The sequence below is a fragment of the Dinoroseobacter sp. S76 genome, from assembly GCF_049801095.1.
In the GTDB taxonomy this organism is placed as follows: Bacteria; Pseudomonadota; Alphaproteobacteria; order Rhodobacterales; family Rhodobacteraceae; genus Dinoroseobacter.
In genome coordinates, this window is record NZ_JBNAGH010000001.1 from 1,123,092 (window position 1) to 1,149,888 (window position 26,797).

General features: G+C 65.0%; 31 protein-coding genes and 1 tRNA gene. 12 read left to right on the forward strand and 20 right to left on the reverse strand.

Annotation, left to right across the window (positions count from 1 at the left end; translation table 11 throughout):
• Positions 1-36: 36 nt before the first annotated feature.
• Both ACP153_RS05590 and ACP153_RS05595 read left to right on the forward strand, forming a co-directional pair.
• Positions 37-735: a glutathione S-transferase family protein gene (locus tag ACP153_RS05590; protein ID WP_424969958.1), complete on the forward strand. Its 699-nt coding sequence runs from the start codon at positions 37-39 to the stop codon at positions 733-735.
• A complete protein-coding gene (locus tag ACP153_RS05595; RefSeq protein ID WP_424969959.1) occupies positions 732-1,502 on the forward strand; it encodes an aspartate dehydrogenase in 771 nt (256 codons plus the stop codon). Before ACP153_RS05590 ends, ACP153_RS05595 begins: the two co-directional genes overlap by 4 nt.
• Positions 1,503-1,506: 4 nt before the next feature.
• Here the strand turns inward: ACP153_RS05595 and ACP153_RS05600 are convergent, their stop codons facing one another.
• Together ACP153_RS05600 and pheT are read right to left on the reverse strand one after the other, a co-directional pair.
• The gene (locus tag ACP153_RS05600; RefSeq protein ID WP_424969960.1) at positions 1,507-1,977 is read right to left on the reverse strand and encodes a YtoQ family protein; all 471 of its coding nucleotides are present in this window, start codon (positions 1,975-1,977) and stop codon (positions 1,507-1,509) included.
• 118 nt (positions 1,978-2,095) lie between these two features.
• Complete coding sequence (pheT, locus tag ACP153_RS05605; protein WP_424969961.1) at positions 2,096-4,492, reverse strand: phenylalanine--tRNA ligase subunit beta; 2,397 nt, start codon at positions 4,490-4,492, stop codon at positions 2,096-2,098.
• A 251-nt stretch (positions 4,493-4,743) separates the two neighbouring features.
• On the opposite strand from pheT, the gene ACP153_RS05610 reads away from it, so the two are divergent.
• Positions 4,744-4,866, forward strand: a complete 123-nt coding sequence (locus tag ACP153_RS05610; RefSeq protein WP_424969962.1) for a hypothetical protein — start codon at positions 4,744-4,746, stop codon at positions 4,864-4,866.
• Here ACP153_RS05610 and ACP153_RS05615 read toward each other — a convergent pair.
• Positions 4,863-5,069: a phenylalanyl-tRNA synthetase subunit beta gene (locus ACP153_RS05615; protein ID WP_424969963.1), complete on the reverse strand. Its 207-nt coding sequence runs from the start codon at positions 5,067-5,069 to the stop codon at positions 4,863-4,865. The genes ACP153_RS05610 and ACP153_RS05615 overlap by 4 nt on opposite strands.
• A 133-nt stretch (positions 5,070-5,202) precedes the next feature.
• Between ACP153_RS05615 and ACP153_RS05620 the strand changes: the two genes are divergently transcribed.
• A complete protein-coding gene (locus ACP153_RS05620; protein ID WP_424969964.1) occupies positions 5,203-5,532 on the forward strand; it encodes a helix-turn-helix domain-containing protein in 330 nt (109 codons plus the stop codon).
• 63 nt (positions 5,533-5,595) lie between these two features.
• Here ACP153_RS05620 and pheS read toward each other — a convergent pair whose 3' ends face one another.
• From pheS to pyk, 9 genes are all read right to left on the reverse strand, one after another.
• Entirely contained in the window at positions 5,596-6,669 is a 1,074-nt protein-coding gene (pheS, locus tag ACP153_RS05625) for a phenylalanine--tRNA ligase subunit alpha (RefSeq protein WP_424970025.1), read from the reverse strand.
• 63 nt (positions 6,670-6,732) lie between these two features.
• Positions 6,733-7,806 carry a Hint domain-containing protein gene (locus ACP153_RS05630; protein WP_424969966.1) on the reverse strand — a complete coding sequence of 358 codons (1,074 nt, stop codon included), beginning with the start codon at positions 7,804-7,806 and terminating at the stop codon, positions 6,733-6,735.
• Between the two features lie 110 nt (positions 7,807-7,916).
• Positions 7,917-9,800 (reverse strand): SLC13 family permease, encoded by a 1,884-nt coding sequence (locus ACP153_RS05635; RefSeq protein WP_424969967.1) that lies wholly within the window; start codon positions 9,798-9,800, stop codon positions 7,917-7,919.
• Positions 9,801-10,059: 259 nt separating this feature from the next.
• Entirely contained in the window at positions 10,060-10,425 is a 366-nt protein-coding gene (gene rplT / locus ACP153_RS05640) for a 50S ribosomal protein L20 (protein WP_424968728.1), read from the reverse strand.
• A gap of 12 nt (positions 10,426-10,437) precedes the next feature.
• Positions 10,438-10,638, reverse strand: coding sequence for a 50S ribosomal protein L35 (gene rpmI / locus ACP153_RS05645; protein ID WP_424968729.1), 201 nt, complete (start codon positions 10,636-10,638; stop codon positions 10,438-10,440).
• Positions 10,639-10,774: 136 nt separating this feature from the next.
• On the reverse strand, positions 10,775-11,164 hold the full coding sequence (locus ACP153_RS05650) for a nuclear transport factor 2 family protein (RefSeq protein WP_424969969.1): 390 nt from the start codon (positions 11,162-11,164) through the stop codon (positions 10,775-10,777).
• A 71-nt stretch (positions 11,165-11,235) separates the two neighbouring features.
• Entirely contained in the window at positions 11,236-11,865 is a 630-nt protein-coding gene (locus ACP153_RS05655) for a GNAT family N-acetyltransferase (protein ID WP_424969970.1), read from the reverse strand.
• A 55-nt stretch (positions 11,866-11,920) separates the two neighbouring features.
• Positions 11,921-12,145 (reverse strand): hypothetical protein, encoded by a 225-nt coding sequence (locus tag ACP153_RS05660; protein ID WP_424969971.1) that lies wholly within the window; start codon positions 12,143-12,145, stop codon positions 11,921-11,923.
• Positions 12,146-12,152: 7 nt separating this feature from the next.
• Positions 12,153-13,601, reverse strand: coding sequence for a pyruvate kinase (pyk, locus tag ACP153_RS05665; RefSeq protein ID WP_424969972.1), 1,449 nt, complete (start codon positions 13,599-13,601; stop codon positions 12,153-12,155).
• A gap of 135 nt (positions 13,602-13,736) precedes the next feature.
• Between pyk and ACP153_RS05670 the strand changes: the two genes are divergently transcribed.
• Both ACP153_RS05670 and ACP153_RS05675 read left to right on the forward strand, forming a co-directional pair.
• Positions 13,737-14,498, forward strand: coding sequence for an N-formylglutamate amidohydrolase (locus ACP153_RS05670; protein WP_424969973.1), 762 nt, complete (start codon positions 13,737-13,739; stop codon positions 14,496-14,498).
• Between the two features lie 12 nt (positions 14,499-14,510).
• A complete protein-coding gene (locus ACP153_RS05675) occupies positions 14,511-14,828 on the forward strand; it encodes a DUF1244 domain-containing protein (protein WP_424970026.1) in 318 nt (105 codons plus the stop codon).
• A gap of 57 nt (positions 14,829-14,885) precedes the next feature.
• Here the strand turns inward: ACP153_RS05675 and ACP153_RS05680 are convergent, their stop codons facing one another.
• Complete coding sequence (locus ACP153_RS05680) at positions 14,886-15,866, reverse strand: sterol desaturase family protein (RefSeq protein ID WP_424969974.1); 981 nt, start codon at positions 15,864-15,866, stop codon at positions 14,886-14,888.
• Between the two features lie 104 nt (positions 15,867-15,970).
• On the opposite strand from ACP153_RS05680, the gene ACP153_RS05685 reads away from it, so the two are divergent.
• On the forward strand, positions 15,971-16,933 hold the full coding sequence (locus ACP153_RS05685) for a LysR family transcriptional regulator (RefSeq protein ID WP_424969975.1): 963 nt from the start codon (positions 15,971-15,973) through the stop codon (positions 16,931-16,933).
• A gap of 2 nt (positions 16,934-16,935) precedes the next feature.
• Here the strand turns inward: ACP153_RS05685 and ACP153_RS05690 are convergent, their stop codons facing one another.
• Complete coding sequence (locus ACP153_RS05690) at positions 16,936-17,937, reverse strand: agmatine deiminase family protein (protein ID WP_424969976.1); 1,002 nt, start codon at positions 17,935-17,937, stop codon at positions 16,936-16,938.
• A gap of 148 nt (positions 17,938-18,085) precedes the next feature.
• Between ACP153_RS05690 and ACP153_RS05695 the strand changes: the two genes are divergently transcribed.
• Entirely contained in the window at positions 18,086-18,580 is a 495-nt protein-coding gene (locus ACP153_RS05695; protein ID WP_424969977.1) for a hypothetical protein, read from the forward strand.
• A gap of 6 nt (positions 18,581-18,586) precedes the next feature.
• Here ACP153_RS05695 and ACP153_RS05700 read toward each other — a convergent pair whose 3' ends face one another.
• Complete coding sequence (locus tag ACP153_RS05700; protein ID WP_424969979.1) at positions 18,587-19,441, reverse strand: D-amino-acid transaminase; 855 nt, start codon at positions 19,439-19,441, stop codon at positions 18,587-18,589.
• A gap of 105 nt (positions 19,442-19,546) precedes the next feature.
• Here ACP153_RS05700 and ACP153_RS05705 point away from each other — a divergent pair, with 105 nt between their 5' ends.
• Both ACP153_RS05705 and ACP153_RS05710 read left to right on the forward strand, forming a co-directional pair.
• Positions 19,547-20,371, forward strand: a complete 825-nt coding sequence (locus ACP153_RS05705; protein WP_424969981.1) for a M15 family metallopeptidase — start codon at positions 19,547-19,549, stop codon at positions 20,369-20,371.
• Positions 20,372-20,413: 42 nt separating this feature from the next.
• The gene (locus tag ACP153_RS05710) at positions 20,414-20,851 is read left to right on the forward strand and encodes a hypothetical protein (RefSeq protein ID WP_424969982.1); all 438 of its coding nucleotides are present in this window, start codon (positions 20,414-20,416) and stop codon (positions 20,849-20,851) included.
• Positions 20,852-20,854: 3 nt separating this feature from the next.
• Here the strand turns inward: ACP153_RS05710 and ACP153_RS05715 are convergent, their stop codons facing one another.
• From ACP153_RS05715 to ACP153_RS05725, 3 genes are all read right to left on the reverse strand, one after another.
• Positions 20,855-21,622 carry a YbaY family lipoprotein gene (locus ACP153_RS05715; protein WP_424969983.1) on the reverse strand — a complete coding sequence of 256 codons (768 nt, stop codon included), beginning with the start codon at positions 21,620-21,622 and terminating at the stop codon, positions 20,855-20,857.
• A gap of 24 nt (positions 21,623-21,646) precedes the next feature.
• A complete protein-coding gene (locus ACP153_RS05720; protein ID WP_424969984.1) occupies positions 21,647-22,609 on the reverse strand; it encodes an acetyl-CoA carboxylase carboxyltransferase subunit alpha in 963 nt (320 codons plus the stop codon).
• A 257-nt stretch (positions 22,610-22,866) separates the two neighbouring features.
• A tRNA-Trp gene (locus tag ACP153_RS05725) sits at positions 22,867-22,942 on the reverse strand.
• 124 nt (positions 22,943-23,066) lie between these two features.
• Here ACP153_RS05725 and ACP153_RS05730 point away from each other — a divergent pair.
• The gene (locus ACP153_RS05730) at positions 23,067-23,960 is read left to right on the forward strand and encodes a hypothetical protein (RefSeq protein WP_424969985.1); all 894 of its coding nucleotides are present in this window, start codon (positions 23,067-23,069) and stop codon (positions 23,958-23,960) included.
• Here the strand turns inward: ACP153_RS05730 and ACP153_RS05735 are convergent.
• On the reverse strand, positions 23,957-24,604 hold the full coding sequence (locus tag ACP153_RS05735) for a CatB-related O-acetyltransferase (protein ID WP_424969987.1): 648 nt from the start codon (positions 24,602-24,604) through the stop codon (positions 23,957-23,959). The two genes, ACP153_RS05730 and ACP153_RS05735, sit on opposite strands and share 4 nt — an antisense overlap.
• Positions 24,605-24,775: 171 nt before the next feature.
• Between ACP153_RS05735 and ACP153_RS05740 the strand changes: the two genes are divergently transcribed.
• On the forward strand, positions 24,776-25,504 hold the full coding sequence (locus ACP153_RS05740) for a hypothetical protein (protein ID WP_424969988.1): 729 nt from the start codon (positions 24,776-24,778) through the stop codon (positions 25,502-25,504).
• A 113-nt stretch (positions 25,505-25,617) separates the two neighbouring features.
• On the opposite strand, the gene tuf is transcribed toward ACP153_RS05740, so the two are convergent.
• Entirely contained in the window at positions 25,618-26,793 is a 1,176-nt protein-coding gene (gene tuf, locus ACP153_RS05745; protein WP_424969927.1) for an elongation factor Tu, read from the reverse strand.
• Between the last annotated feature and the right edge of the window lie 4 nt (positions 26,794-26,797).

Genomic DNA, 26,797 nt, shown 5'->3' on the forward strand with positions numbered 1-26,797 from the left:
GCTTACCTGTGCTGAACATTGCCGAAGGAGCCCCCGATGTCCGATCTCTCTGCGTTTCCGATCACGCGCAAATGGCCTGCCGAAAACCCTGACGTTCTGCAGCTCTATTCCTTTCCGACGCCCAATGGCGTGAAGGTCTCCATCGCGCTTGAGGAGCTGGGCCTGCCCTATGAGCCGCACAAGGTCACCCTGTCCGATGCGGATGTGAAAAGCCCCGAATTCCTGTCCTTGAACCCCAACAACAAGATCCCGGCCATCATCGATCCGGATGGGCCGGACGGTCCCATCGCGCTCTTTGAATCTGGGGCGATTCTGCTCTACCTCGCCGAGAAAACCGGCAAGCTCATCGGTAACAGCCCCGCGGAGAAAGCCGTCATCACCCAATGGCTAATGTTCCAGATGGGAGGTCTCGGGCCGATGCTTGGCCAGCTGGGCTTCTTCGTGAAATTCGCCGGCAGCGAGATCGAAGACCCCCGTCCGCGCGACCGCTACATCGCGGAGGCCAAACGTCTGCTCGCCGTCCTCGAAGGCGCGCTGGAAGGCAAGGAGTGGATCGCGGGCGAGTTTTCCATCGCCGATATCGCCATCGCCCCCTGGCTGCGCGCATTGGAGTTCTACGGCACGCGGGAGCATGTGGGCTGGGCCGAACACAAGAACCTGGTCGCCTATCTCGATCGCTTCCTCGCGCGCCCGGCAGTGCAGACCGGGCTGAACATCCCCGATCGCAACGGATGAGGATCGCCTTCATCGGTCTGGGCGCGATCAACCGCGCCGTCGCTGCAGGGCTGAGGGGGGATCCCCAGCCCGCGACCATGGCGGCACTGACCCGCAGCAGGGCGTCGGACCCAGATGTCACCGCCCTTGCGGGGGTGGACGCGCTGCGGGATTTCGCGCCTGACCTGGTGGTGGAAGCTGCGGGGCACGCCGCCGCGCGCAGCTTTGGGCCGGCGCTTCTCTCCGAAGGGGTGTCCGTGCTGCTGGCGTCCGTCGGCGCGCTCGCGGATCCAGCCTCAGAGGACGCATTCCGAAGCGCGCCAAACCACGGTGCACAACTTCTGATCCCCGCCGGAGCCCTTGGCGGCCTCGACATGGTCGCGGCCCTGCCAAAACCCACCCTGCGGGAGGTGCGCTACACCGGCACGAAACCTCCCAAAGCCTGGGCAGGCAGCGCGGCGGCGGAGGGCCATGACCTCTCCGCGCTCATGGGCCCGGTCACCCTGTTCGAAGGCTCCGCGCGCGACGCCGCCCTGCGCTTTCCCAAGAATGCCAATGTGGCCGCGACGCTTGCCCTGGCCGGACGAGGGTTCGACGACACGGAGGCGCGGCTCGTGGCCGATCCTCACGCAACAGGCAACAGCCATGCCTACCGGGTGGCATCGGATACCGCCGAGATGTCATTTGCTGTCACTGCAAAGCCGTCCGAGACGCCGGGCACGTCGGCGACCACCGCCTTCAGCCTGCTGCGCGCGATCCGCAACCGCAGCGCAGCCTTGGTGATCTGAGCCGCTACTCGGCGGCGGCTGCCGTGCCTGCCGGCAAAGCCCCGGTCAGCACGTAGCGCAGCACCTCAACGACCTGTGCTGGCGTCTCGGCCACGGCCAAGGCCGCCGCGTGCACCTCTTTCAGGGCGTGCTGATGCTCGGGCGGGTTCAGAACGATGATCGACTTGCCAAGTGCCGCGGCATAGCCCGCATCAAAGGCCGCGTTCCACTGCTTGTACTTCTCGCCAAAGCGCACGACGATCACATCCGCATCCGCAATTCCCTTGCGGGTCCGGATCGCGTTGACCATCGCCCCCTTGTGGTCATGCCAGTACTTGTTCGGCTCCGCTCCGAAGATCGCGACCCCGCAATCGTCGCTGGCCGCGTGATCCGTGACCGGCGCGTTGAAGCTCACATCCAACCCTGCGGCCCCGTCGATGATCTGCTCGCGCCAATCCGTGTGGATCTCACCGGAAAGATAAATGTTCAGCCCCATGGCCCCCTCCCCTCAATGGAAATGGGGGCACGACGCCCCCATCTTAAGTCTGGAAATATCCCCGCCGGAGGCAAGATCAACCGCTAAGCCCGCGCAGCCTCCGCAGCGGCGCGCCCACCTAGCCGCGCAGAACGCCACCCGTGGCCTTTTCAACCTTGGCGACGATCTTGGCGGACACGGCCTCGATATCCTTCTCCGTCAGGGTCGCGTCCTTGGGCTGCAGGCGCACGGTGATCGCGAGGGATTTCTTACCCTCGCCCAGCGCACCGCCGATGAACTCGTCAAAGATCCGAACCTCTTCGATCAGCGCCTTGTCGGCCCCGGCAGCCGCATTGGTCAGGTTCAGAGCCTCGACCCCCGCATCCACGACAAAGGCGAAATCGCGCTCCACCGCTTGCAGATCCTTGGCCTCCAGCGCCGGGCGGGTCGCGCTCGACTTGCGCGGCATCGGGATCTCGTCGGGCCAGATCGTAAAGCCCATGACAGGGCCTTTGAGGTCCATTGCCGCGACCACCCGAGGATGGATCTCGCCAAAGATACCCAACACCTTCTTGGGACCGAGGCAGATCTTGCCATGGCGCCCCGGGTGCCACCACTCCTGCGCCCCGCGCAGGATCTGCACCTTGGTGGGGGCACCAATGGCGGCCAGCACGGCCTCCGCATCGGCCTTCACGTCATAGACATCCACCGGGCGGCTCTCACCGCGCACATCCTTCGGCCCGGTGCGCCCGACAAGCAGACCGGAGATCAGCGTGTGCTGCTCGCCCGGCTCGCCCCCGTGGAAGGCAGGCCCAACCTCAAAGAGCGCCAGATCCATCATGCCCCGCGCCTGGTTCCGCGCCGCCGCCTGCATCAGGCCGGGCAAGAGCGCCGGACGCATATGGCTCATCTCGGAACTGATCGGGTTTTCCAGCTCGGTCGCCTCGGTCCCGCCACCGAAGAGCGCCGCCGTGGGCTGATCGATGAAGGAATAGGTCACACATTCATTGTAACCCAGCCCTGCCGCCGTGCGCCGCGCCATGGCTTGACGCCGCTGGCCCGGGGTCACCACGGGCTTCGGCACGCCGGTCTCGGTACGCGGCAAGGGCCGGCCTTCGAGCTTGGTGAGGGACGCGATCCGGGCGACCTCCTCCACCAGATCCGCCTCACCCATCACGTCCGGACGCCAGCTCGGCACATGGGCCATATCGCCCTCAAGCTTGAAGCCCAGCGCCTCCAGCGTCGCGCGCTGGGTCTCGGGCGCGATCTCCATTCCCACAAGGCTCTGCACCCGGTCCGTGTCCAGCTTATAGGCCCGGCTCACATCCGGCATGGCGCCCGCCATCACCACCTCGGAGGCCTCGCCACCGCAGAGATCGAGGATCATCCGCGTGGCGTGCTCGATCCCCTCCGGCGTCCAGGCCGGGTCGATCCCGCGCTCAAAGCGATAGCGCGCATCGGAATTGATCTTGAGCGCGCGGCCCGTATAGGCCGTGCGGATCGGATCGAAATAGGCCGCCTCGAGGAAGACATTCACGGTCTCCTCAGTGCAACCCGATGCCAGACCGCCCATGATCCCCGCAAGGCTCTCGACACCGTTCGCGTCGGAGATCGCGGTCATGCCGGGCTCGAGCACATAGTCCTTCTCGTCGAGCCCCGTGAAGCGCTCGCCGCCCTTGGCCGCATGGACGCGCAGCCCGCCCTTGACCTTGTCCGCATCGAACACGTGCAGGGGCCGGTTGCGGTCATAGGTGAAGAAATTGGTGATATCCACGAGGGTCGAGATCGGGCGCAACCCGATCGCCCGCAGAGCCGCCTGTAGCCAATCCGGCGAGGGGCCATTCTTCACGCCGCGGATCAGGCGACCATAGAAAACGGGTGCTGCGCCCAGCGTATCCTCGTCAATGCTGACCGAGATCGGGCATGGGAAGCTGCCCGGGACCGGATCCGTGTCCCGCGCCTTCATTGTACCGAGCCCACGCGCGGCGAGATCCAGCGCGATGCCCCGCACGCCCAGCGCATCCGGACGGTTCGGCGTAATCGCGATCTCGATCACCGGATCCACCCGCGCCGGGTCATGGGCGGCCAACCAATCGGGGAAGCTCTGGCCAATCTCCCCCTCGGGCAGCTCGATGATGCCCGTATGCTCGTCCGACATCTCCAGCTCACGCTCGGAGGCCATCATGCCGTAGCTCTCGATCCCACGGATCTTGCCCACACCGATGGTGGTGTCGATGCCCGGCACATAAACGCCGGGCCGAGCGACCACGACCGTGATCCCCTCGCGGGCATTGGGCGCACCGCAAATGATCTGCGTCGGACCCTCGCCATACTCCACCTGACAGACCTTCAGCCGGTCGGCTTCCGGGTGCTTTTCGGCGGACACCACCTTGCCCACGATAAACTCCGACAGCGTCGCGGCGGGGTTCTCAACCCCCTCCACCTCCAGCCCGAGATCGGTCAGGGCATAAAGGATGTCGTCAAGGGAGGCCTCGGTCTCGAGGTGATCCTTGAGCCAGGAAAGCGTGAATTTCATCGGGCCGGTCCTGCATGGGTGAAACGTTCCGCTGCTCTTATCCGAAGGGATGCGCGCGTTAAAGAGGCCGGGCCGAGAATTCCCCGCGCCAAGGGGCCCCATGCCGCGAGACAACCCGGTCCGCGCCACAATCCCGCCATGGGGCGTCGGTAGTTAACACCCAGTTAATGGCCAACCCCGCCCAGAAAGACATCTCCATGACGATCCCCCCCGCACCCGCGCCCCGCGCTCTTCGGTTTGAAACGCTTGCCATGAGCCTGGCTTTTGTCCTCGTACTGGGGCTGACCGCCGGTCTGGTGGGCGAGGCCCGTGGGGGGAGCGGCGGCGAGCTCGACACCTCGCGCAAGACCGATTGGTCCGCGCCCCTGCGCTAGGGGTCGCGTTTGGTCTGCCCCTCCCGCGCCGCGAGCCAGCGCGAAACACCATAGGCTGGCAGCAAAACCACCGCCCAACCCAGCGCATTGAGCAGCGTCAGCCGGAGCTTGAGCTCGGTCGGCCAACGCTCCGAGGTCCAGAGCCCGATATGGGCGAGGATGATCAAGCTCAAGAGGGCAGTAATGGCGAGACGGGTTCTCATGGGAGAGAGGTAGGGCAAGACCACTGCCTGTGAATGGACCTTGCACGGGCTGCAAGCCCGGGCAGCGCCCGACAGCCCGCATTGAGCAACTGTTTGGCCTTGCGGCACTTTGTTCAAAGTGAGAGGCTAATTCATGGTTTTCAAAAACAGACTACCTGCAGACACATCCGCAAACCCATATGCCGAAATAGGTGCTCGATTGCGCTGGCACCGCCTAGAATTTGAGAAATTGAGGCAGGCCGACTATGCTGCAAACGCTGGGCTAAAGAGAACTTCGCTTGCCAGTTGGGAAACAGGGACTAAGCGTGTCTCTGTAGATGCTGCCGCTAAACTAAGGAATGTCTATGGGCTCTCTTTGGATTGGCTATATTGTGGCGATGACGCGAACTTGCCTGCGTCAATTCGGAGAGCTTGGCGCGAGTCGCGGCATACCGAAAGGGGCCGCGATTGGCTGCGACCGTAGCAGTTAACTGGCCCGACCGAGTGAGATACTCCGCTCAGGCTTCTAGCCGGTTTTTAACGTGGTTCACCGGCTCAGACCCGCATTGATCGTCGGCACGTCCAGCGCGCGGAAGCCGTAGTTCCGCAGCCAGCGCAGGTCCGAGTCGAAGAAGGCACGCAGGTCGGGGATGCCGTATTTCAGCATCGCGATCCGGTCGATCCCCATGCCGAAAGCGAAGCCCTGCCATTCCGCCGGATCGATCCCGCCCGCCTCGAGCACTTTGGGATGCACCATGCCGGAACCGAGGATCTCGAGCCAGTCATCGCCCTCGCCGACCTTGAGCTGACCGCCCTCCCAGGAGCAGCGGATATCGACCTCCGCCGAGGGCTCGGTGAAGGGGAAGTGGGAAGCACGGAAGCGCAGCTCCACATCGTCCACTTCGAAATAGCTGCGCACGAACTCCTCAAGGACCCATTTCAGGTTCGCCATGGAGATGTCTTTATCGATCGCCAGCCCTTCGACCTGGTGGAACATCGGCGTGTGGGTCTGGTCATAGTCGCAGCGATAGACCCCGCCCGGGCAGATCACCCGCAACGGTGCGCCATGCTCCTGCATGGAGCGGATCTGCACCGGCGAAGTGTGCGTCCGTAGCACATGGGGCGGGCGGTTATCGCCCTCGGCGCGCTTCATATAGAAGGTATCCATCTCGGCCCGCGCCGGGTGGTGGCCCGGAATGTTGAGCGCGTCGAAATTGTACCAATCGCTCTCCACCCGCGGGCCTTCGGCCACGGCAAAGCCCATATCGGCGAAGATCGCGGCGACCTCTTCCGACACCTGGCTGATCGGGTGGAGCGTGCCCGCGGGCCGCTGCCGACCCGGCAAGGTCACGTCGAGCCATTCCGAGCGCAGACGCTCATCCAGTGCCGCATCGGCGAGGGCGGCTTTCTTGGCGGACAGGGCCGAGTTGATCTCATCCTTCAGGGCGTTGAGCGCGGGGCCGGCAACCTGCCGCTCCTCGGGCGTCATCTTGCCCAGCTCGCGCATCTTCAGGCTGACCTCGCCCTTCTTGCCCACGGCGGCCACGCGCAAGCTCTCCAGCGCCGACTCGTCCGCTGCCTCGGCAATCGCCGTCAGGTATTTCGCTTTGAGATCTTCCATGGTCATTCGCCTCGTCCTGCGTCGCGCCCGGAGGTAGCGAGCCCGGAGACCGAATGCAACCGCTCAGACCATTCCACCCTGCCGGAGAAGCTGCGCTTCATGGGCGCGGAGGGTCATTCGGGCGCTATGCCCATAGCTGGCCGCATCGGCCACGAGCCCGGGAAAGAGCGTCGAGAGCTCCGCCCGTGCCGCCGGATCCAGCGTATCCAAAGCCTGCTGGCCGGGATGAAAGCTCTCGGACCAGGCGCCATTGGCACAGACCAGTTGGTGGGTGTCAAAGAGCAGGTGGATATAGCGCACCATGCCACCGGGCCAGCGCATCACACGGTCGCCATCCACCAAATGGCGCGCGGCCACGAGGACCTCGTCGCGCCCGGTCAGAAGCTCGGCCTGCCAGCCGGTCAGCAACATCCGATGCTGGGGCGAGACCAGAAGCGGCGCCGTCAGCCCAAACATCCCCGCCGAGATCCGAACCGGCGCAAGGATCCCCGCCGCAGGCACGGTCCGCGCGCTGACCCAGCGCAAGGTCTGGATCCCCGCATCCCGGGTCCAGACCCGATCCCCTGGGACCAGATCCTCGACCGCACGCGCACCAAATTCCATGTCGATCATGGTACCGGGGGTGAAGCACACCCCGCTATCGCCCGCATTGACCGCCATGAAGACCGGCGTGGTCGGGTCGGGCTGGTTGAACTGGATGGAATAGGTCGAGGCATTCGCGCTGGTGGGCAGGGGAATGTTGGTCGAGACCGCGCCCGAGGCCGCCCCCTCCACCGCTTCGATATTCTTGGTACCGCCGCCGATGTCGTAGAAATCGATCACCTCATCATTGGAGGTATTGGTCAGGGCAAAGGCCTCGGAATTGTACTTCCCGCCGCCATCCGGGTCCGTCAGCAGGATGCCGAAATCCTCCTGCGAGATCACATAGACATTCTCGCCCGAATCCGGGTCGTAGGAGACGCGGACATCGTCATGGTCGAGATCGACCTCCATCGTCGTCTTGCCGTCGTGATTGTAGAAGCTGACCGTGTAATTGGCCGGATCCTCGGACGGATCCAAGGACACCTCCAGAAACTCCGACACGCCGGATTTCTTGGCATAGGCGTTCGAGTAATGCATCTCGCTGATCCGCGCCATGCCGCCGGTGGTCCTCGCATTGAAAGCGGGGCGCGGTGGGTCACGCCCTCGGGGTCCCCCAAGCTATGGCGCAAAGTGGCAAACAAAAGGTGAACAAAGCTGGTCAGAGATCAGAAAACGAGGTTCATCACGGTCAGCGACACCACCAGGAACAAGAGCGTCATAATCCCGCCGCTCTTGATGAAATCGGTCACTTTATAGCCCGCAGGCCCCATGATCAGCGCGTTCACCTGATGGGTTGGGATCAGGAAGGAATTCGAGGTCGAAATCGCCACGGTCAGCGCAAAAAGCGCCGGGTCCCCTCCGGCAGCCGTGGCGATGGAAATCGCCAGCGGAACCAGCAGCACGGTCGCCCCCACATTGGACATGATCAGCGTGAACACCGTCGCCAGCACAGCAAGCCCTGCCTGCAGCGACCAGAGCGGCCATCCGTCGAGGAGCACCAGAATTTGCTGCGCAATCCAGGCCGCAGTCCCTGAGCTTTGCACCGCCTGCCCCAGGGGAATGAGGCTGGCCAAGAGGAACACGGTGCTCCAACTGACAGCCTCATAAGCGTCGTCGATATCGAGCACGCGGGTCAGGATCATGCCCGCCGCCCCCGTCAGAAGGCAGAGCGACAGGCGCAGATCCGTCAAGAGGATAAGACCGAGGGCGATGGCGAAGAAGAAAAGCGCCCAGCCGACCTTCTTGGGGCGCAGCTCCTCCTGCGGGTAGTCGGTCGTGACCACCACGAAATCCCGATTGCGGCTGAGCCGGGTCAGCGCCTCCCACGTTGTCAGGAGGACCAGCGTATCGCCCGCATGGAAGGGCACCTCGCCGATCTGGGTGTGCCTGTGATCCTCGGTCTCGACAAAGCTCAGGGTCTCCTCGCTCCGATGGATCGCAAGCATGCTGGCGCCATAGGTCTTGCGGAACACCACATCATGGGCGCATTTCCCGATCAGCGAGGAGCCGGGCGGGATCACCACCTCGGCCACACCGGATTTCGTGGGCGCGTAATCCTCGGCAAAGACATCGAGCCGGTCATGGAGCGTGAACCCCATATCCTCGGCCATATGCCGGACCTCGCGCGCCCGGCCCAGCACGGCCAGTCGGCAGGGCGGCGTGATCTCGGTCTGGATCACCGGCGCGAACCAGGTCTTGCCCTGATAGGCGCTGCCGATGATGTAGACATGGTATTTCTTCATCAGATCATCATAGGTCTGACCGGCCACATCATGCCCCGCGGGGATCGTGATCTCAAAGATATCCGTGCGCAGGCCATAGATATTCTTCAGGTAATCGCGGGTGGATTGCCCGCTGGTGGCATCGCCGCCCTTCTGCCCGCTCGGCAGCACCCAGCGCCCGAACAACATGAAATAGAGGATCCCCGTCGCCACCAGCGCGAGCCCCACGGGCGTGACGGAGAAGAGCCCGTAAGTTTCCATCTGCGCGGTTTCGGGCAAGGAGCGGTTGGCGGCGAGCAGGAGATCGTTCAACAGGATCAGTGGCGAGGACCCGACCATGGTCAGTGTCCCGCCCAGAATGGCGCAGAACCCCATGGGCATCAGCAACCGGCTGAGCGACAGGCCCGTGCGCACGGCGATCCGGCTGACCACGGGCAGGAACAGCGCCGCCGCGCCAACATTCTGCATGAAGGACGAGATGATCCCGACCGTGCCCGAGATGATCGGCACCACGCGGGTTTCCGAGCTGCCGCCACGCTTGAGGATCACCGCAGCGACCTTGCTCATGAGCCCCGTCTTGTCGAGGCCCGCGCCAATGATCATCACCGCGATGATCGACACCACCGCGTTCGAGGCGAGCCCGTCAAAGAGCGTGCTGACATCGGCCAGCGAGTGCAGTCCGGGAAGCTGGCTGAGCAGGCCCAGCAGAACCATCACGAGGATCGCGGCAAAGTCGATGCGGACCACTTCCGATACGAACAGGGCCACCGTGAACCCGAGAAGGCCGAGCACGACCACCATCGGAAAGGTGAGTGTCAAAGCCTCCACGGCATGTCCCCCCGGGTCTTCGCGCCGACATACCCGGAGGCCGTCGGCTGCCTTTTGGTCAAGGGACGGCGCGTTTGCCGCGTCTGGGGCCCCTTCCCCCGTGTCTCCTGCACAGGAGTTGCAGAATGCCCGACAATGGCCTGACAAAGCAATAGATTTGCTGCCACGCCCGCGAAGGGGGCTTTGGGAGGACAGCGCAGCGGGCACAAAAAAACCGCGCCCGAAGGCGCGGCTTTCTGAACTCGGGCTCTGCGGCGCGTTACGCGGGCAGGGCTGCCTTGGCCTGATCCACGATCGCGTTGAACGCATCGGGCTCATGCACGGCCAGATCGGCCAGAACCTTGCGGTCCACTTCGATCCCGGCCAGGGACAGGCCGTTGATGAAGCGCGAGTATGTCAGCGCTTCGTCATGGGCGCGCACGGCGGCGTTGATCCGCTGGATCCACAGGGCGCGGAACTGGCGCTTGCGGGCCTTGCGGTCGCGCGTGGCGTATTGGTTGGCCTTGTCGACCGCCTGACGGGCGACCTTGAAGGTGTTCTTGCGGCGACCGTAATAGCCTTTCGCGGCATCGGTGACCTTCTTGTGACGGGCGTGGGTGACGGTTCCACCTTTGGTACGGGACATATTCCGGTCTCCTTAGCGCGAGTAGGGCATGTAGGACTTGACGATCTTCGCATCGGGCGCGCTGAGGGTCGTGGTGCCCCGCGCGGTGCGAATGAACTTCGTGGTCCGCTTGATCATGCCGTGGCGCTTGCCGGCCTGACCGGCTTTGACCTTGCCACTGGCCGTCATCTTGAAGCGCTTCTTGGCGCTCGACTTCGTCTTCATCTTGGGCATTTGCGTCTCCTGTCGTCTACGCTTGATCCCGCGACTCGGCATGCCACTCGGGCCGGTCTCGGGCTTGAGCGTGCGCGTTTAGGACAGGTGCCGGGAATTGGCAAGCCCTTTACGCCTGTGACGCAGGGCCCTGTGCTCAGCCGCCAGCCTGACGGGCGTAGTCCTCGGCATCGAACCAGCCATAGGACTGGCGCACCTTGAGATCGGCGTCGAGCTCCCACTCTTCCCAACCGCGCACATCGAGGGGTCGTCCGGAGGTCGCGTCATGGCCTGTGAAGGTCCAGACATAGATCACATGCGTGCCCGCCCCGCGGATCGCGTCACAGCGCAGGCTTAGGTCCGGAACATCCGCAAAAAACCCCGCCGCCATCTCGGCCACCTTGGCGCGGCCCTGCCACGGGTCACCGCGATTGATGATGATCCCGCCCTCTTCGGCGTAGAACCCCGCAACCGCATTCGGATCGCCGGAATTCCAGGCCGCCGTATAGTCCCTGGCCAGCGCCTCGAGCCTGTCTTGTGTGGTCATCTTTGCCTCCTCTCCCAGAGCCTCGACCGTGTCAGAGAGGGATCGCCCTGTCGAGTGCCCAGGCGCAGGGGCTAGAGGGTGTAGGTCATCGTTGTGGCCGCGCGAAAGCCAAAGATATAGCGGAGCGGTCCGAGATGGGCGGTCTCCCCGGCGACAAAGCCCTCGCGCGTGTAGAGAGCGCGGGCCCGGGGATTGGTGTCGATCACATCGAGCCGGACCCGGTTGCAGCCCAGATCACCGGCGCGGGCCTTGATCGCTGTCAGGAGCCTTTGTCCGATCCCCTGCCCGCGCGCGACCGGGTCAACCATGATCCCGTCCATCAGGAGGATGCCGGGGGCCACGGGACGCTCCAGCACGGACAGGGCAATCCCGCGCCACAGCCCGCCAAACCGCCCGAACACAGCCTGCAGATCGGACAGCTCGCCGCCCATGAAGCCACCGCCCGCCGTCTTGAACCCGGCCACGCCCAGCAAACGACCCTCCGGCGAGAGCGCGCTGATGGCAAAAGTCGGGTCAGCCACCCGGCGCAGGAAGCCAAGCGCTTTCTCCTCGGGGGTCAAGATGCGGTGCAGCTTGCCGTGAAAGGCCTGCCAGAAGAGTATCGCCGCCTGATCACGCTGATCTTCCGGGAAGCCCGGGTGCAGGGTGACATCGCGCGGGCCGCGCGTCGAAAGGGAGCGGTCGAGTGGGGGCTGGGTCATGCCTTGCATGTGGCCACGGGTTCCGCTTAAGACAAGACGCAGGCGCAGGGCAACGCTAGTCGGACAGCACCCGGAACAGTTTGACCACCGCGATGGGTACATCCCCGATCCGGAGGCCATCCGGATCGGTGTACCAGGCGATCCCGAGCAAGAGCAGACCGACCGCCCCAAGGCCGAGGGTCGGCCAGATCGGCCGCTCCTCGATAGACGCCACGAGGCTGCGCGTCACGGAGAACACAACACAAAGCAGTCCGAAGACCAGTGTTAGCTCCGTGATCATGGCGGCCTCAGCCCGGTTCGGTCGAGAAGATCAGACGCTCTTCACAAGGGGCCACGCGCAGAATGTTCGTGCTGCCCGCCTGATTGAAGGGGACACCGGCAACAACCAGGATCTGGTCGGCCTCGGTGGCGAACTCCTCGGTGCGGGCGGCCCGCGCAGCGGCAACCACCGCCATCTTGAAGCGCGAGATCTCGGTGACCATCACGCAATGGGCGCCCCAGGTCAGGCAGAGCTTGCGCGCCGTGCCGAGACGGCTGGTCAGGGCGATGATCGGCACGCGCGGCTTCTCGCGGCTGACCTTGGACACGGTCGTGCCGGATTCCGAGAAACAGCAGATCGCCTTGATCCCCGAGGTGGTCTCGGCGATCTCGCGGGCCGCCGAGACGATCCCGTCCGCCACGGTCGAGCGGGCGCCGGGGCGCGAGGCCTCGATCACCTGGCGGTAGGTCGGATCGCTCTCAACCTCGATGGCCACGTTGTTCATGGTCCGCACGGCCTCGATCGGGAATTGCCCGGCGGCGGATTCCGCGCTGAGCATGACGGCATCCGCGCCCTCATAGATCGCCGCCGCCACGTCCGACACCTCGGCACGGGTGGGCATGGGCGAGGTGATCATGCTCTCGAGCATCTGGGTCGCCACGATGACCGGCTTGGCCTCGCGCCGCGCCCCGCGCACGAGGCGTTTCTGGATCGGCGGCACTTTCTGCACCGGCAACTCGACGCCCAGATCACCGCGCGCCACCATGATCCCGTCCGAAGCAGCGAGGATCTCTTCATAGGCCTCGACCGCGGCGGGTTTCTCGATCTTGGAGAGGATCGCCGCCCGGCCCCCGGCCAGCTTGCGCGCCTCCTGCACGTCTTCGGCGCGCTGCACGAAGGACAGCGCCAGCCACTCGACCCCGAGTGTGCAGACAAATTCCAGATCCGCGCGGTCCTTGTCCGAGAGGGCCGCCAGCGGCAGCACCACATCCGGCACGTTCACACCCTTCCGGTCGGAGATTTCGCCGGCCACGGTCACTTCGGTCTCGGCGAAGTCCTCCCCGCAAGAGGTGACCTTCAGAACCACCTTACCGTCATTGACCAGAAGGCGCGCGCCGGGCTCCAGCGCGTCGAAAATCTCCTTATGGGGCAGGCAGACACGGGTCGCATCCCCTTCCGCCGGGTCGAGGTCCAGACGGAAGGATTGGCCCAGCTCCAGCTGATGCGGCCCGTCGGAAAACGCACCGACTCGCAGTTTCGGGCCCTGCAGATCCGCCAGAATCGCAATCGGGCGCCCGGTGTCTTTTTCCACCTGGCGGATGATCTCGTGCCGCGCGGCCACATCCTCGTGGCTGCCATGGCTCATATTCAGGCGAAAGACATCCGCGCCTGTTTCGAACAATGCTCTAATAGTCTCGTAATCACTGGAGCTCGGGCCCAGCGTTGCAACAATTTTCAGATTTCTATGGCGTCTCACAATCGGCTCCCTCGGTCCGGACGGTCCCGTCGCCGTTAGCGGTATCATGTCGCTTAACGGGATTCCATCGCGTTTTGCAGTTGCAGCAGGCGGAGGTCTGGCCCCGCCCCGCAAAGGAGGCTATGGCCTAAGCCCATGACAACAGGATCACAGACCGACGCCCCTGCCTTTCTCGAGGTGCCCGGCCCCACAGCGCCGGATTGGGTGCTGATTTGCGACCACGCGCGGAACTGGGTGCCCGACACCGTGGCGGGAGGCAATCTCGGCTTGCCGCCAGAGGATATGGCCCGCCACATCGCCTTTGACCCCGGGGCCGAGGGCGTGACCCGGGCGCTGGCGGCAGAGCTTGCGGCGCCTGCTGTGATCTCGACCTTCTCGCGGCTGGTGATCGACCCGAACCGGTCGGAGGATGATCCGACCCTGCTCATGCGGCTCTATGACGGCTCGATCATTCCGGGCAACCGCCATGCGGACGCCACCGAACGCGCGCGCCGGATCACCGACTGGCACCGCCCCTATCACAAGGCGGTGGGCGCGCTGCTGGCGCGGCATCCGGAGGCCTTGCTGGTTTCGATCCATTCCTTCACGCCGCAGCTGCGCGGTCGAGCGCCGCGCCCTTGGCATATCGGCGTGCTCTATGCCGAAGATGCGCGGCTCGCGCGGCCCTTTCTGGCGGCCGCCCAGGATGAACCGGATCTCTGCATCGGGGATAACAAACCCTATTCCGGTCATCTGCCCGGGGACACGATGGACCGGCACGGGGTACAGCCCGGACGCCCCCATGTCTTGATCGAGCTCCGGAACGACCTCATTTCAACCCCAGAGACCCAAGCGGCCTGGGGGCTCCGCCTTGCCGGGCTCCTGCGCGCCGCAAAGACCCAGATGGAGGAGACCTGACCCATGGCCGATATCGACGCCCAGACCCAGATCGAGCTCGAAGCCGCCGCCTTTCGCACCCTGCGCAAGCACCTGATGGAAGAGCGCACGGATGTGCAGAATATCGACATGATGAACCTCGCCGGGTTCTGCCGGAACTGCCTAAGCCGCTGGTATCAGGAGGCCGCCGCCGAGAAGGGCATCACCCTCGGCAAGGACGAAGCACGGGAGATCTTCTACGGCATGCCCATGTCCGAGTGGAAAGCCAACTACCAGACCGAGGCCAGCGCCACCCAGAAGGCCGAGTTCGACGTGGCCTTCAAGGAAAACGTCACCGACAAGCAGGGCTGAGCGGGCCGTTCGCTCTGCGCAAGCCCCACGCCTCTGCCGCGGGGCACTTCAGCTGGCTCAGTTCCCCATGATGCGCTTGCGCCGCTCTTTCATGCGGGCATCGGCCTCAACCGTTCCGTCATGGAACGAGCCAAAGAGCTTGTCCCAGGGGATCTCGAGCGAGCCGTAATTACACTCGAAATACCGGTGATGCATCTGATGATGAAAGGTCCCCAGGGCCAGCCGGTTCTCATCCTTCACCACCAACCCCTCGAACCCCGTATGGGTCGTGGCCGCGGTCAGCGTGTAATACTGCATGTGGAAGAGGATATGCACCGGATGGGCCGCCACGACCCAGTGGATCAGCACCGTGCCGAGATAGATCAGATGCTCCACGGGATGCATGGACATGCCCGACCACGGTCCGACATTGATGTTGCGGTGATGCAGGGCATGCACATGCTTGTAGAGAAACGGCACATGCAGCAGCCGGTGGATCCAGTAGAAGTAAAAGCTCTCCCAAACCGGGATCAGCAGGAAGAGCGCAATGAACCAGACCGGGTTTGCCGCCCAGGTCAGCATCGGCGCATAGCCATTGGCCAGCGCCCAGAACATCAGAACCTCATAGGCGGTCCAGATCGTCACACCGCTCGCGAGTGTCCAGAACATGTTGTCCCGGATCTGCCCGCCGAGGGTGAATTGCCGCCCGTTCTTCATCAGGGGGCGCGGGTCGTATTTCAGCCGCTGCCCTTGCTTGGTGAAGGTGTAGAAATAGAGGTGCAGCCCGCCTGCCACGGCGCTCATCAGCACCATGTTGCGAAGCCACATTTCGAAGATCCAGCCAAAGGCGAGGGTCTTGGTTTCCGACAGCGGTGGCTGGAACCAATAGAAAGACGCAAAGGCGATGCCGAGGATGATCAGCTTCTCGGTGATCAGGAACCAGGAGTTCCAGACCCAGCGCAGCATCTCCGCCGGGCGCAGGGGCCAGCGGAAGAAGGGTGAGACCTGGATCGGGACAGAAGGCGTGTGGTTCCAGCCTTTCAGGGGAGCGTCGGACATCGTCACCTCGGGGATCGCATGGGCTTTTCCCGAGTTTGACAGATCGCCCTTCACATGAAAAAGAGATTTAATGGATCAATAACATCTGAATTTCCGAGGTTTTGATGGCGATCTCCCTGCGCGCCATGTCCTATTTCGTGACCGCCCTGCGCCACGGCAATATCGCCCGTGCCGCTGGCGAGTTGAACATCGCGGCCTCCGCTGTCTCAGCTGCCATCGACCAGATCGAGGCGGAGTTCGACCTGACCCTCGTGACCCGCCAGCGCGCGCGCGGCATCCAAGCCACGGCGAGCGGGCAGGCCATTGCGCGCAAGTTCGAGCGGCTGCTGGAGGAATACCGCGCGATCCTCGCCGAGACCGAGGATCTGAAACAGGCGCTGAGCGGCACGCTCCGCATCGGTTACTACGCGCCCATCGCACCTGCCTTCCTGCCCCGGATCCTTCGCCAGAGCCTGCCGGACCCCGGCGCGGTGCGGCTGGAGCTTGAGGAATGCGACAATATCCGCGCACAGGATGGGCTGCTGAACGGGACCTATGACATCATCCTCTTTGTCAGTGAGGATGTCCGCCCGATGATCGAATATGACGTCCTGATCGACGCGCCGGCCTATTGCCTGCTGCCTCGGGAGCACGACCTTGCGCGCCATACAAGCGTGACCCTGGCCCAGATCGCGCAGGAACCGCTCGTGGTGCTGAACCGGCCCGTGGCGGCGGCCTATTATGCGGGGCTGTTCAAGGACGCGCGCCGCGCTCCGCAGATCGCCGCCTATGCCAGCTCGACCGAGATGGTGCGCAGCCTTGTGGGCGCAGGCCACGGGGTCGCGATCCTCAACATGCGCCCGCGCACGGATGTCAGCTATGGCGGGGACGATCTGGCGACCCTGCCGATCGCGGATCCGCTCCCGGCGCTCAGCCTCGCAATTGCCTATGACAGGTCCCGCCCTCGGCGCCTCGTCCAGCATGTGGTCGACGCGTGCCGGGCGCATTTCGCGCATCCGGATCAGGACCGGTCGATCGTCACATCCAACCTCACCGCACCGGGCGCGACGCCCCCCGGCGCAGGCTAGGGTTACGCCGCTGGCATCTGCTGCGTTGCACAATGGATCCCGCCGCCCAGCTCGCCCAGCGGGTCGACATTGAGCATGACGATCTCCCGCCCCGGGAAATGACGCGCCAGCGCTTCAGCAGCGATGTCGTCGGTTTCCCCATCCCCGAAATGCGGGGCGATCACAGCACCATTGCAGACATAGAAATTCGCGTAGGACGCCACAAACTCCGGATGCTCGATCCGGGCGCGGGCGGGCTCTGGGATCACCTCGATCTCGAGCCCCGCGGCGGCGAGGATGTCATGGGTCTCGAGCGCAGCCTGGTGGAAGGGATCCCGTGGATCCGGCCTGTCCGGCAGGGCGATCAACACGCGTTCCGGGCCAGTGAAGCGCGCCAGACTGTCGATATGGTAGTCGGTGATGTCCTCGCCCGTGACGCCCGGGCTCCAGATCATCTGCTCCGCGCCAAGTGCTGCCAGCAGACGAGCCCCGGTCTCGGTGCGCGACAGGCCCGGATTGCGGTTCGGGTTCACCCAGGAGCTTTCATGGGCCATCAGGAGGCCATGGCCGCTCTGCTCCACCCCGCCCCCTTCGCCCACGAGACCCGAGGGCAAGACGGGCAGGCCGAGCCGTTCGGCGACCCGTGCCGCGACCCGCGCGTCATTGCCATGGGGCTGACGATTGCCCCAGCCATTGAACTGGATCTGCCGCACCGCCAGATCGCCCGCTTCATTCTGGACGAAGATCGGCCCTGCATCCCGGCACCAGAGATCATCGGTCGGGACATCCCAGAGCACCACCCCACCCGACAGGCCCCGCCGCGCCCGGCGATGATCCTTCTCATCCGCGAGCAGATAGACCGGCTCGAACTCCGCGATCGCGTTGGCGATGTCCCGGATCGTCTGTTGCACCATGTCCCGATAGACCGGGTCGCGATAGACGCGGCGATGGGCCGGCCATTGCATGAAGGTCGCCGCGTGGGGCGCATCCTCGGCGGGCATGAAATAGGCATCGGGGTCGGTCATGCAGGATCCTTCTCGCTCGGGCGGCCAGCATAGCATGGCTTTTCCGGATCGCAGCAGCGGGGATCCCGCGCGCTCTGACGCAAGCGTGACCCCGTGTGATCGCCAAACCCGCTAGGGCTAGGGGATCCGTTCAGTGACAAGGTCCCCCATGCCACGCAAATCCTCAAAATCCCGCACCAAAGCCGCCAAGAAATCCGCCGCCCCCGAGGTGCCCGCCAAGCGCGAGACCCTCAAGACCTTTCGCAATGGCGCGCTCGGCGCGCTGGTGCTGGGCGGGATCGGGGTGTTTTCAGTCAATGCCGTGCGCGCCACCATCGCCGAGCAGGATCTGAGCGTGATCGGCACGGGCCTGCCCACCATCGTGCAGATCCATGATCCGCAATGCTCGCTCTGCATCGAGCTGCAGCGCGAGACGCGCAAGGCGCTGGAGGGGTTTGACAGCGATCGGGTCGCCTACCGGATCGCGAGCATCCGGACCCCGGACGGGACCGCCTTTGCCCATCGGCACGGGCAATCCCATGTGACACTCGTTCTGCTCGACGGGGCGGGCGAGGTGCAGCAGATCCTGCAGGGTGTGCGCCCGGCTGAGGAGCTGCGGACGCATTTCGACGCTCTGGTCGACGGGGCAACGCCCCGCAGCTAGGCCCGGTCAGACCGCCTTGGCGCGGCTTTCCTCGAGATAAATCTCGCGCAGGCGCAGGGCCACCGGCCCCGGCGCGCCGTCGCCAACCTGTTCGCCATCCACCTCCACCACGGGCATCACGAAGGTCGAAGCCGAAGTGATGAAGGCTTCGCGGGCATTCTGCGCCTCCTCGATGGTGAAGGGGCGCTCCTCCACCTTCATCTGGGCCTCGCGGGCAAAGCGCAGCACGGCGGCGCGCGTGATCCCGTGCAGGATCTCGGTGCCCAGATGACGGGTCACAATCGTGCCCTCCTGGGTGACGATATAGGCGTTGTTCGACGTGCCCTCGGTCACGGCCCCGTCTTCGACCATCCAGGCATCATCGACACCGGCGGCCTTCGCCATCATCTTGCCCATGGACGGGTAGAGCAGCTGCACCGTCTTGATATCGCGGCGGCCCCAGCGCGCATCCTCAATGGAGATCACCTTGATCCCGCTCTGCACGGCGGGCGCATCGGCCAGGGTCTTTGTTTGGGTAAAGAGCACCAGCGAGGGCACAGGCTCCGCCGGATAGGCGAAATCCCGGTCCGCCGCGCCCCGGGTCACCTGCAGATAGACCATCCCTTCGGTCACCTCGTTGCGCGCCACAAGCTCCCGGTGGATCTCCAAGAGCTCCTCCATCGTGCAGGGCGCGGGCATCTCAAGCTCGGAGAGCGACCGCTCCAGCCGCTTGGCGTGGCCCTCGAAATCCACCAGCTTGCCTTCGAGCACGCTGGTCACTTCATAGACGCCATCCGCAAAGAGAAACCCCCGGTCGAAGACAGAGATCTTGGCCTCTTCTTCGGGCACATACTCTCCGTTGACATAGACAATGCGGCTCATGGGATCCTCCGGGGTGACGCGTGGCTGCGGCGATATGGCGGGGCGGGCGCGACGGGGTCAAGCGCCGAGTTGCAATCGGCGACATCACGGCCCAGTCTGCGCGCCATGGACCAGCCTCTTCGACTGACCGAGGGCCCGCTCGCGGCCCTGCGCGCGCGCCCGCTGACCGAGGCCGTGGCGGCGGGTCATGCCCGCAAGGCGGGGTATCGGTCCCACCCGATTGACACGACCAGCCCGGTCTATGGCGACCCGATGGTGGCCATCGCCGGGCACGGGATCGCGGGCCAGAACCACTATGCCGCGCGGTTCAACCCGCCCTATCACGCCGAGATCACCGGGGCGACGACGGCCTTATTGCTGCGGGCCAACGTGGCGGACCGGCTGGCGCGCGTGAATACGCGGCTCGCGCCCTACGGGCTGGAGCTTTGGGTGTTTGACGCCTGGCGACCCATCGCGGTGCAGAACCATTTCCACGATCACTGGATGCCCGACTACCTGCGCCGCGCGCGGCCCGGGCTGAGCGAGGCAGAGATCGCCGCCGAAGTGTCAAACTACTGGGCCAAGGGAGCGCCAGGCGGCGAGATCGACCCGGCCTCGCCCCCGCCCCACGCCACAGGGGCGGCAGTGGATCTGACCCTGCGCGAGCGGGCGACGGGCGCGCAGCTCTTCATGGGATCGATCTTTGACGATGTGACAGCCCTGTCGAACACGGATGCGTTCGAGGATGTGGCCGATGCCATGTCCTTCTCGGCGCTGGAGGCGCGGGACAATCGCCGTCTGCTCCATTGGGTCATGGCGGCAGAGGGGTTCGCGAACAATCCCACCGAGTGGTGGCATTTCTCATGGGGCGATCAGATGTGGGCGCGCCTGACCGGGGCGGAGGCCGCGCTTTACGGTCCGGCGCCGAGCGCCGCGCTTCCGGAGGGATGAAACGGAGATCGCCAAGCCGCCACGCCCGCCTATATCCCCTGCATGCGCCCGATCCTTGCTCTTGCCGCCGCCTGTCTTCTCCCCCTCCCCGCCGCCGCGTGGGAGGCGCGCTCCGACGGCCCGCTCTGCATCCTGACCCATACGGAGCCCGGGGCTGAGATTCGTCTGACCTACGACTCGGTCGGGCCGGAATACACGATCACGCTCACGGCGCCGGAGCCCTGGCCGCAACAGCCGGTCTTTGCCCTGCGCTTCGAAGGTGGGCGCGGCCTGACGATCAGCACGGATCGCCACATCCTGTCGCCCGATGGTCGCTCGCTGACGGTGATTGATCGCGGGTTCGGCAATGTGCTGCGCGGGCTCGCCGAGAACAGCCGGGCCACGGGGCTGACCGGCGCGCGCAGTCTGAGTTTCTCGCTCGAAGGGGCGGCGCCCGAGGTTGCCCGGTTCGAGGCCTGCGGGGCCGCGCCCAGCGTCTGAGCCCTAGCGCGGGGCTGCCGCAAAGAGCGCGGTTTCCTCGCCCTCTTCATCCAGTAGCCGCAGCATCGGATCGGCGAACCCGCCCGACACCGCGAAGCGGCGGGTGGCCTCCAGCGCCGCGATCACGTCGCGCTCAAGCGTATCGAGCGGCGGCGGACAGGCCATCTTGGTGCCCGCCATGGGGCTGGGAAACACCATCGCCCCCGGAGCGATCTCAACCCGGCCGGAGAAGCGGTTGCACCCGGCAAAGACGCTCGCACCGCCGCCGTCCCGCAGCTCCAAGGTCGGGACAACATCCCCATCCAGCGCGACACCGTCGAGCGCCACCAGCTGCCAGCTTATCCCGGTCAGCTTCGGCGTGGTGAGCGGGCTGACGGCGCCAGCCTGCTGCAGAATCAGATCCACGCTCTGCCCCGCGCCGCGGGTCAGCACCGGGTAAGCCTGGGTCGTGCGAAACACAACACGCCCCTCGGAATGGATCCGCGCGGCGACTGTATATGTCATGCGCGCATCGATCACGGCAGGATCATAGGGCAAGGCGACACGCATCGGTATCCGGGTCATGGCGACCCGCTGGCTGGCGATGCGGATCGCAGCCACATCCATGCGGGAGGTATCGAGCAGCTCGACCTCGAGCTGGGCATCGGGCGGCAGGGCGATCCGTTCGAGATAAGCGGCGCTGACCGTCAGGCTCTGCATCTCTGCGCGCGCGAGGCCGACGCTCGCCAGAAGGGCCAAAAGGCCGATCCACACCAGACGTCCCACTGCCATCGCCCTCTCCTTGCGGTCAAATCCTCAGGCGGCGAGCCCGCGCGAGCCCATGGCCAGAAACTTCGCCCGGCGGTCCTTGACCAGAGCTTCGGGCGAGCGGTCGATCAGCTCGGCCAGCATGCCTTCGAGCGCCTTGCCCACGCGGGCGATCGTGTCGTCCTTGTGCCGCTGCGCACCGCCCACGGGCTCGGGGATGATCCGGTCGACCACACCCAGCGCGTGCAGATCTTGCGCCGTCAGACGCAGGGCCTCGGCGGCCTCTTTCATCTTCTCGGCATCCTTCCACAGGATCGAGGCGCAGCCTTCGGGGGAGATCACCGAATAGATCGAATGCTCGAGCATTGCGACGCGGTTGGCCGTCGCAAAGGCCACCGCCCCGCCAGAGCCGCCCTCGCCCACCACGACAGAAATGAGCGGCACGCCGATCTGCAGACACTTCTCGGTGGCGCGCGCGATCGCCTCGGACTGGCCCCGCTCCTCAGCCCCCTTGCCGGGATAGGCGCCCGGCGTGTCCACCAGCGTGATCACCGGCAGGCCAAAGCGATGGGCCATATCCATCAGGCGGATCGCCTTGCGATACCCCTCGGGGCGCGCCATGCCGAAATTCCGCTCGATCCGGGTCTTGGTGTCATGGCCTTTCTCATGGCCGATCACCACCACGGGCCGGTCATTGAACCGCGCCAGCCCGCCCATCACCGCATGGTCGTCGGCGAAGTTCCGATCCCCCGCAAGCGGCGTGTATTCCTCGAAGAGCTCGTTGATATAATCGATGCAATGGGGCCGCGCAGGATGCCGCGCCACGAGGCATTTTTGCCAGGGCGACAGCCCCGCATAGAGATCCGCCAGAAGCTGCTCGGCCTTGCGATCCAGGGCCGAGACCTCTTTCTCGATATCCATGGTCCCGGATGTGCGCGCCACAGCCCGCAGCTCTTCGGCCTTGCCCTCAATCTCTGCGAGCGGCTTTTCGAAATCGAGATAGTTCTGCATCAACCCCTCCGGCTGTCTTGCTGCGCCTTATGACCCCTCCGTCGCTGCGGTGCAACAGGGAGGGTGCCGCATGGGCAGGCCCCTGTCACCGACCCGGGATTTGGCGCCAGGCCGCCTTGGACTGCGCGACTGTCCGTGCAGGATCAGGTAAGCGGCGCGGCGGATCTTGTGAAGAGGCGGGCGCCCCTCGCGGGCGCGGCACGACCCGAGGGCCGCGCATCACGCGTCCCGGACACATCGAATTGCGGGAAAAGGTCTGGCAGGGGCTGAGGGACTCGAACCCACGACCCTCGGTTTTGGAGACCGATGCTCTACCAACTGAGCTAAACCCCTAAGACCAAGGCGAGGGGTATGTGTTTCGGCAGAGGAAATCAAGGCGCTTTTCGGGCTGATTTTGCCGCGCCGCCCCGGCACTTCGTCTTGCATATGGATCCGGGCGGTCGCATCTTGCGCCGCGATGCCGATCCCGCCCTCTGCCCCTGCCTCTTTCACGCTGTCTGACGTCCGCGCGCGCTTTGACGCCAAGCCCTGGCGCACGGCGGAGATCGTGGCCGCAGAAGCCGGGATCGCCGTGCCCACCATGCTCGCCCCGCAGGAGCGACAGTTCTACTACTGGGCGGCCCGGGATTGGGCGCGCGGGGATGGCGCGCTGGTGGATCTGGGCGCGTTTGCCGGGGGGTCCACCGCCCGTTTCGCAGCAGGGGCCGAGGCCGCGGGGCATGGCGCGATCATCCATGCCTTTGACCGGTTCACCGCCAAGGAACAGACCAAGCAAAACGTGCTCTATGCAGAGGGGATCGCCCCTTTCGAGGGGCGCGATATCCTGCCTTTGGCGCAGAGCTTTCTGGCCCCCTGGGCGGCCCAGATGCGGTACCATGTGGGCCATATCCCGGATCTGGGCTGGCCCGGCGGCAAGATCGAGCTTCTGGCGGTGGATGCCGCCAAGATCGCCACGACCACGGACCTGATTGCAGCGCAGTTCTTTCCCGCGCTGATCCCGGGGCGGAGCCTGTTGATCCAGCAGGACTTCCTGCATTGGTCCCAGCCGTGGCTTGCGGCCCAGATGTGGCGCATGCGGGGCGCGTTCCAGCCCGTGGCCCATGCCCCGCGCGACACGGTCGCCTTTCTCTGCACCGCGCCGGTGACGCCCGACATCATCGAGGCCGGCCGGATCTCCCAGGCCAGTGATGCGGAACTGCTCTCCGACATTCGCGCGATGCGCGACGCCCTGCCCGCGGGATGGGCGCTACGCCCCCGCCTGCGCAAAACCGTTGCCGCCCTGCGCGCCAATCCCGACGTCCGGATCGCCTGGCAGATGCAGCCGCCCCCGGAGGATCCTGCGAAGGGTTAGGGGGCCAGAGCCTCCAGCGCTGCGATATCGCCACCGCAGATCTCGGCCTCCGCGGCGAGGATCCGGTCGATCGGCCAATCCCACCACGCGATCTCCAAGAGCTTGTCGATGACGTCGGGCGCGAAGCGCCGCCGGATCACGCGCCCGGGATTGCCAGCCACAATGCTGTAATCGGGGATCTCCCCACCGACCACGGCACCCGCCCCGACAATCACCCCATGGCCCAACCGCGCGCCCGGCAAGACAGTCGCATTGCGCCCGAACCAGCAGTCATGACCAACCAGCGTGGGCCGCGGCGCATGCCCCGGCATGGATGGACGATCCGGCGACATCCCGTCGAAGATTGCGAAGGGAAAGGCGCTGAACCCGTCATAGCGGTGATTGGCGCTGTCGGTCACAAACGAGACCCCCATGGCGAGGCAGCAGAACTTGCCGATCTCGATCCGTTGCTCGCCATAGAGATAGGGAAAGAGCCGCCGCCGGATCAGGTCGGGCTCGGGCATCTCGTCATCGCTGTAATAGGTGTAGTCGCCGATGCGCAGCCCCGGATGATCCAGCACCGCGTTCAGAAACACCGTGCCGTCAAACCGGGTGCCATCGGGAAAGACAATGGGATGCGGGGTGTCGGGGGGTGGAAAGGGCATGAGGTCCTCCAGGCGCGCCTGACACCGGCCTAGCGGCTGCGTCGCACGGAGGAAAGTCCAAAGCCGATACAGATCGCAAGCAAGCGATACAATTGATACCACAGGCGAAATTCTGCGGATACCTCATTGCGGCACATGGAGCGCGATACAACATCCAAAAGGAATTGCCCCATGAAACAACGTCCCTTTTCCCTGATCGCGCTTGCGCTGCTGGGCGGCGCCACGCTGGCCCAGACCGGTGCTGCGACAGCCGCCACGCTCTACGCGGATCGCGCCGCGTTTGAGGCGGACACCGCCCCCACAGGCGGGATCGACTTCGAGGATATCCCCGAAGGATCCTCCTTCACCGGACAGGAACTGAGCCTTGGCCCCATGCGCATCGCAGGCGGTGTGACCCCGGGAAACGAGACCTGGAACGTGGTGTCCTCCGTTGGCTATTGCGACGGCTATCACGCCATTGACGGCTCGCGCCATGCCTGTGTCGGCGTGTCCGACCATGCACAGGTGCGCCTAGATTTCCTGACCGATGTCTCGGCCTGGGGCGCGGATTTCTCGGATATGGGCGACCAAGGTCGCGAAACGGCCCTGATGTTCTATGACGACGAGGATCAGCTGCTGTTCGAGTATGTCGCCGCAGATCAGGGTGAGCTCGAGAAGACCTTCATCGGTGTGGATTTCGAGGACGAGACCGCGAGCTACATGACCTTCTCGCTCTTTGCGCGCCTGCCCAGTCAGCAACTGGACGGGTTCGGCATGGACAACATCCTCTTTACCTCCGTGCGCGATCCGGGCGCCCCTGCCCCCGTGCCGCTTCCCCCGGCGGCGCTGCTGCTGGGCTCTGCTGCAGGTGGGCTCATGGGGCTCGGGCGTCTGCGTCGCAAGCGCAAGGCGCAGGCGTAACTCTCGCCGCCGGAACCGCCCGGCATTGGGCACGAAAAAAGGGGCGCCTCTCCGGCGCCCCTTCTTGCATTGGCTGAGATCTGCCCGCGCCGGGTGGCACGGCGCAGGATCTTTTACTCGATGATTTTGGAGACGACGCCCGCGCCGACGGTGCGGCCGCCTTCGCGGATGGCGAAGCGGAGGCCGTCTTCCATGGCGATCGGCGCGATCAGCTCGACACCGAATTTCAGGTTGTCGCCCGGCATCACCATCTCGGTGCCTTCCGGCAGCGTCACGGTCCCGGTCACATCCGTCGTCCGGAAGTAGAACTGCGGACGGTAGTTCGCGAAGAACGGCGTGTGACGGCCCCCTTCATCCTTGGTCAGGATATAGGCTTCGGCTTCGAACTTGGTGTGCGGCGTCACGGAGCCCGGCTTGCAGAGAACCTGCCCGCGCTCGACACCTTCACGGTCCACACCGCGCAGCAGGGCGCCGATATTGTCGCCCGCCTCACCGCGATCCAGCAGCTTGCGGAACATTTCCACACCGGTGCAGGTGGTCTTGGTGGTGTCGCGGATGCCGACGATTTCGATCTCGTCGCCCACATTGATCACGCCACGCTCCACACGACCGGTCACAACCGTGCCGCGGCCGGAGATCGAGAACACGTCTTCGATCGGCATCAGGAAGGGCTGGTCCACGGCGCGGGCCGGGGTCGGGATGTAGTCATCCACAGCCGCCATCAGCTCGGCGATCTTCTCGGTGCCGATCGCGTCGTCACGGCCCTCGAGTGCGGCCAGAGCGGAGCCCGCAACGATCGGAATATCGTCGCCCGGGTACTCGTAGCTGTCCAGCAGCTCACGGATTTCCATCTCGACGAGCTCCAGGAGCTCTTCGTCGTCGACCTGGTCAACCTTGTTCATGAAGACGACCATGTAGGGGATACCCACCTGACGGCCGAGCAGGATGTGCTCGCGGGTCTGGGGCATGGGGCCGTCGGCCGCGTTCACCACGAGGATCGCGCCGTCCATCTGGGCCGCGCCGGTGATCATGTTCTTCACGTAGTCGGCGTGACCCGGGCAGTCCACATGGGCGTAGTGACGGGTCTCGGTCTCGTATTCCACGTGCGCGGTGGAAATCGTGATCCCGCGAGCCTTCTCTTCCGGCGCGCCGTCGATCTCGTCATAGGCCTTGAAGTCGCCAAACTGCTTGGTGATCGCAGCCGTCAGCGTCGTCTTGCCGTGGTCAACATGCCCGATCGTGCCGATGTTAACATGCGGTTTAGAACGCTCAAACTTTTCCTTAGCCATGATG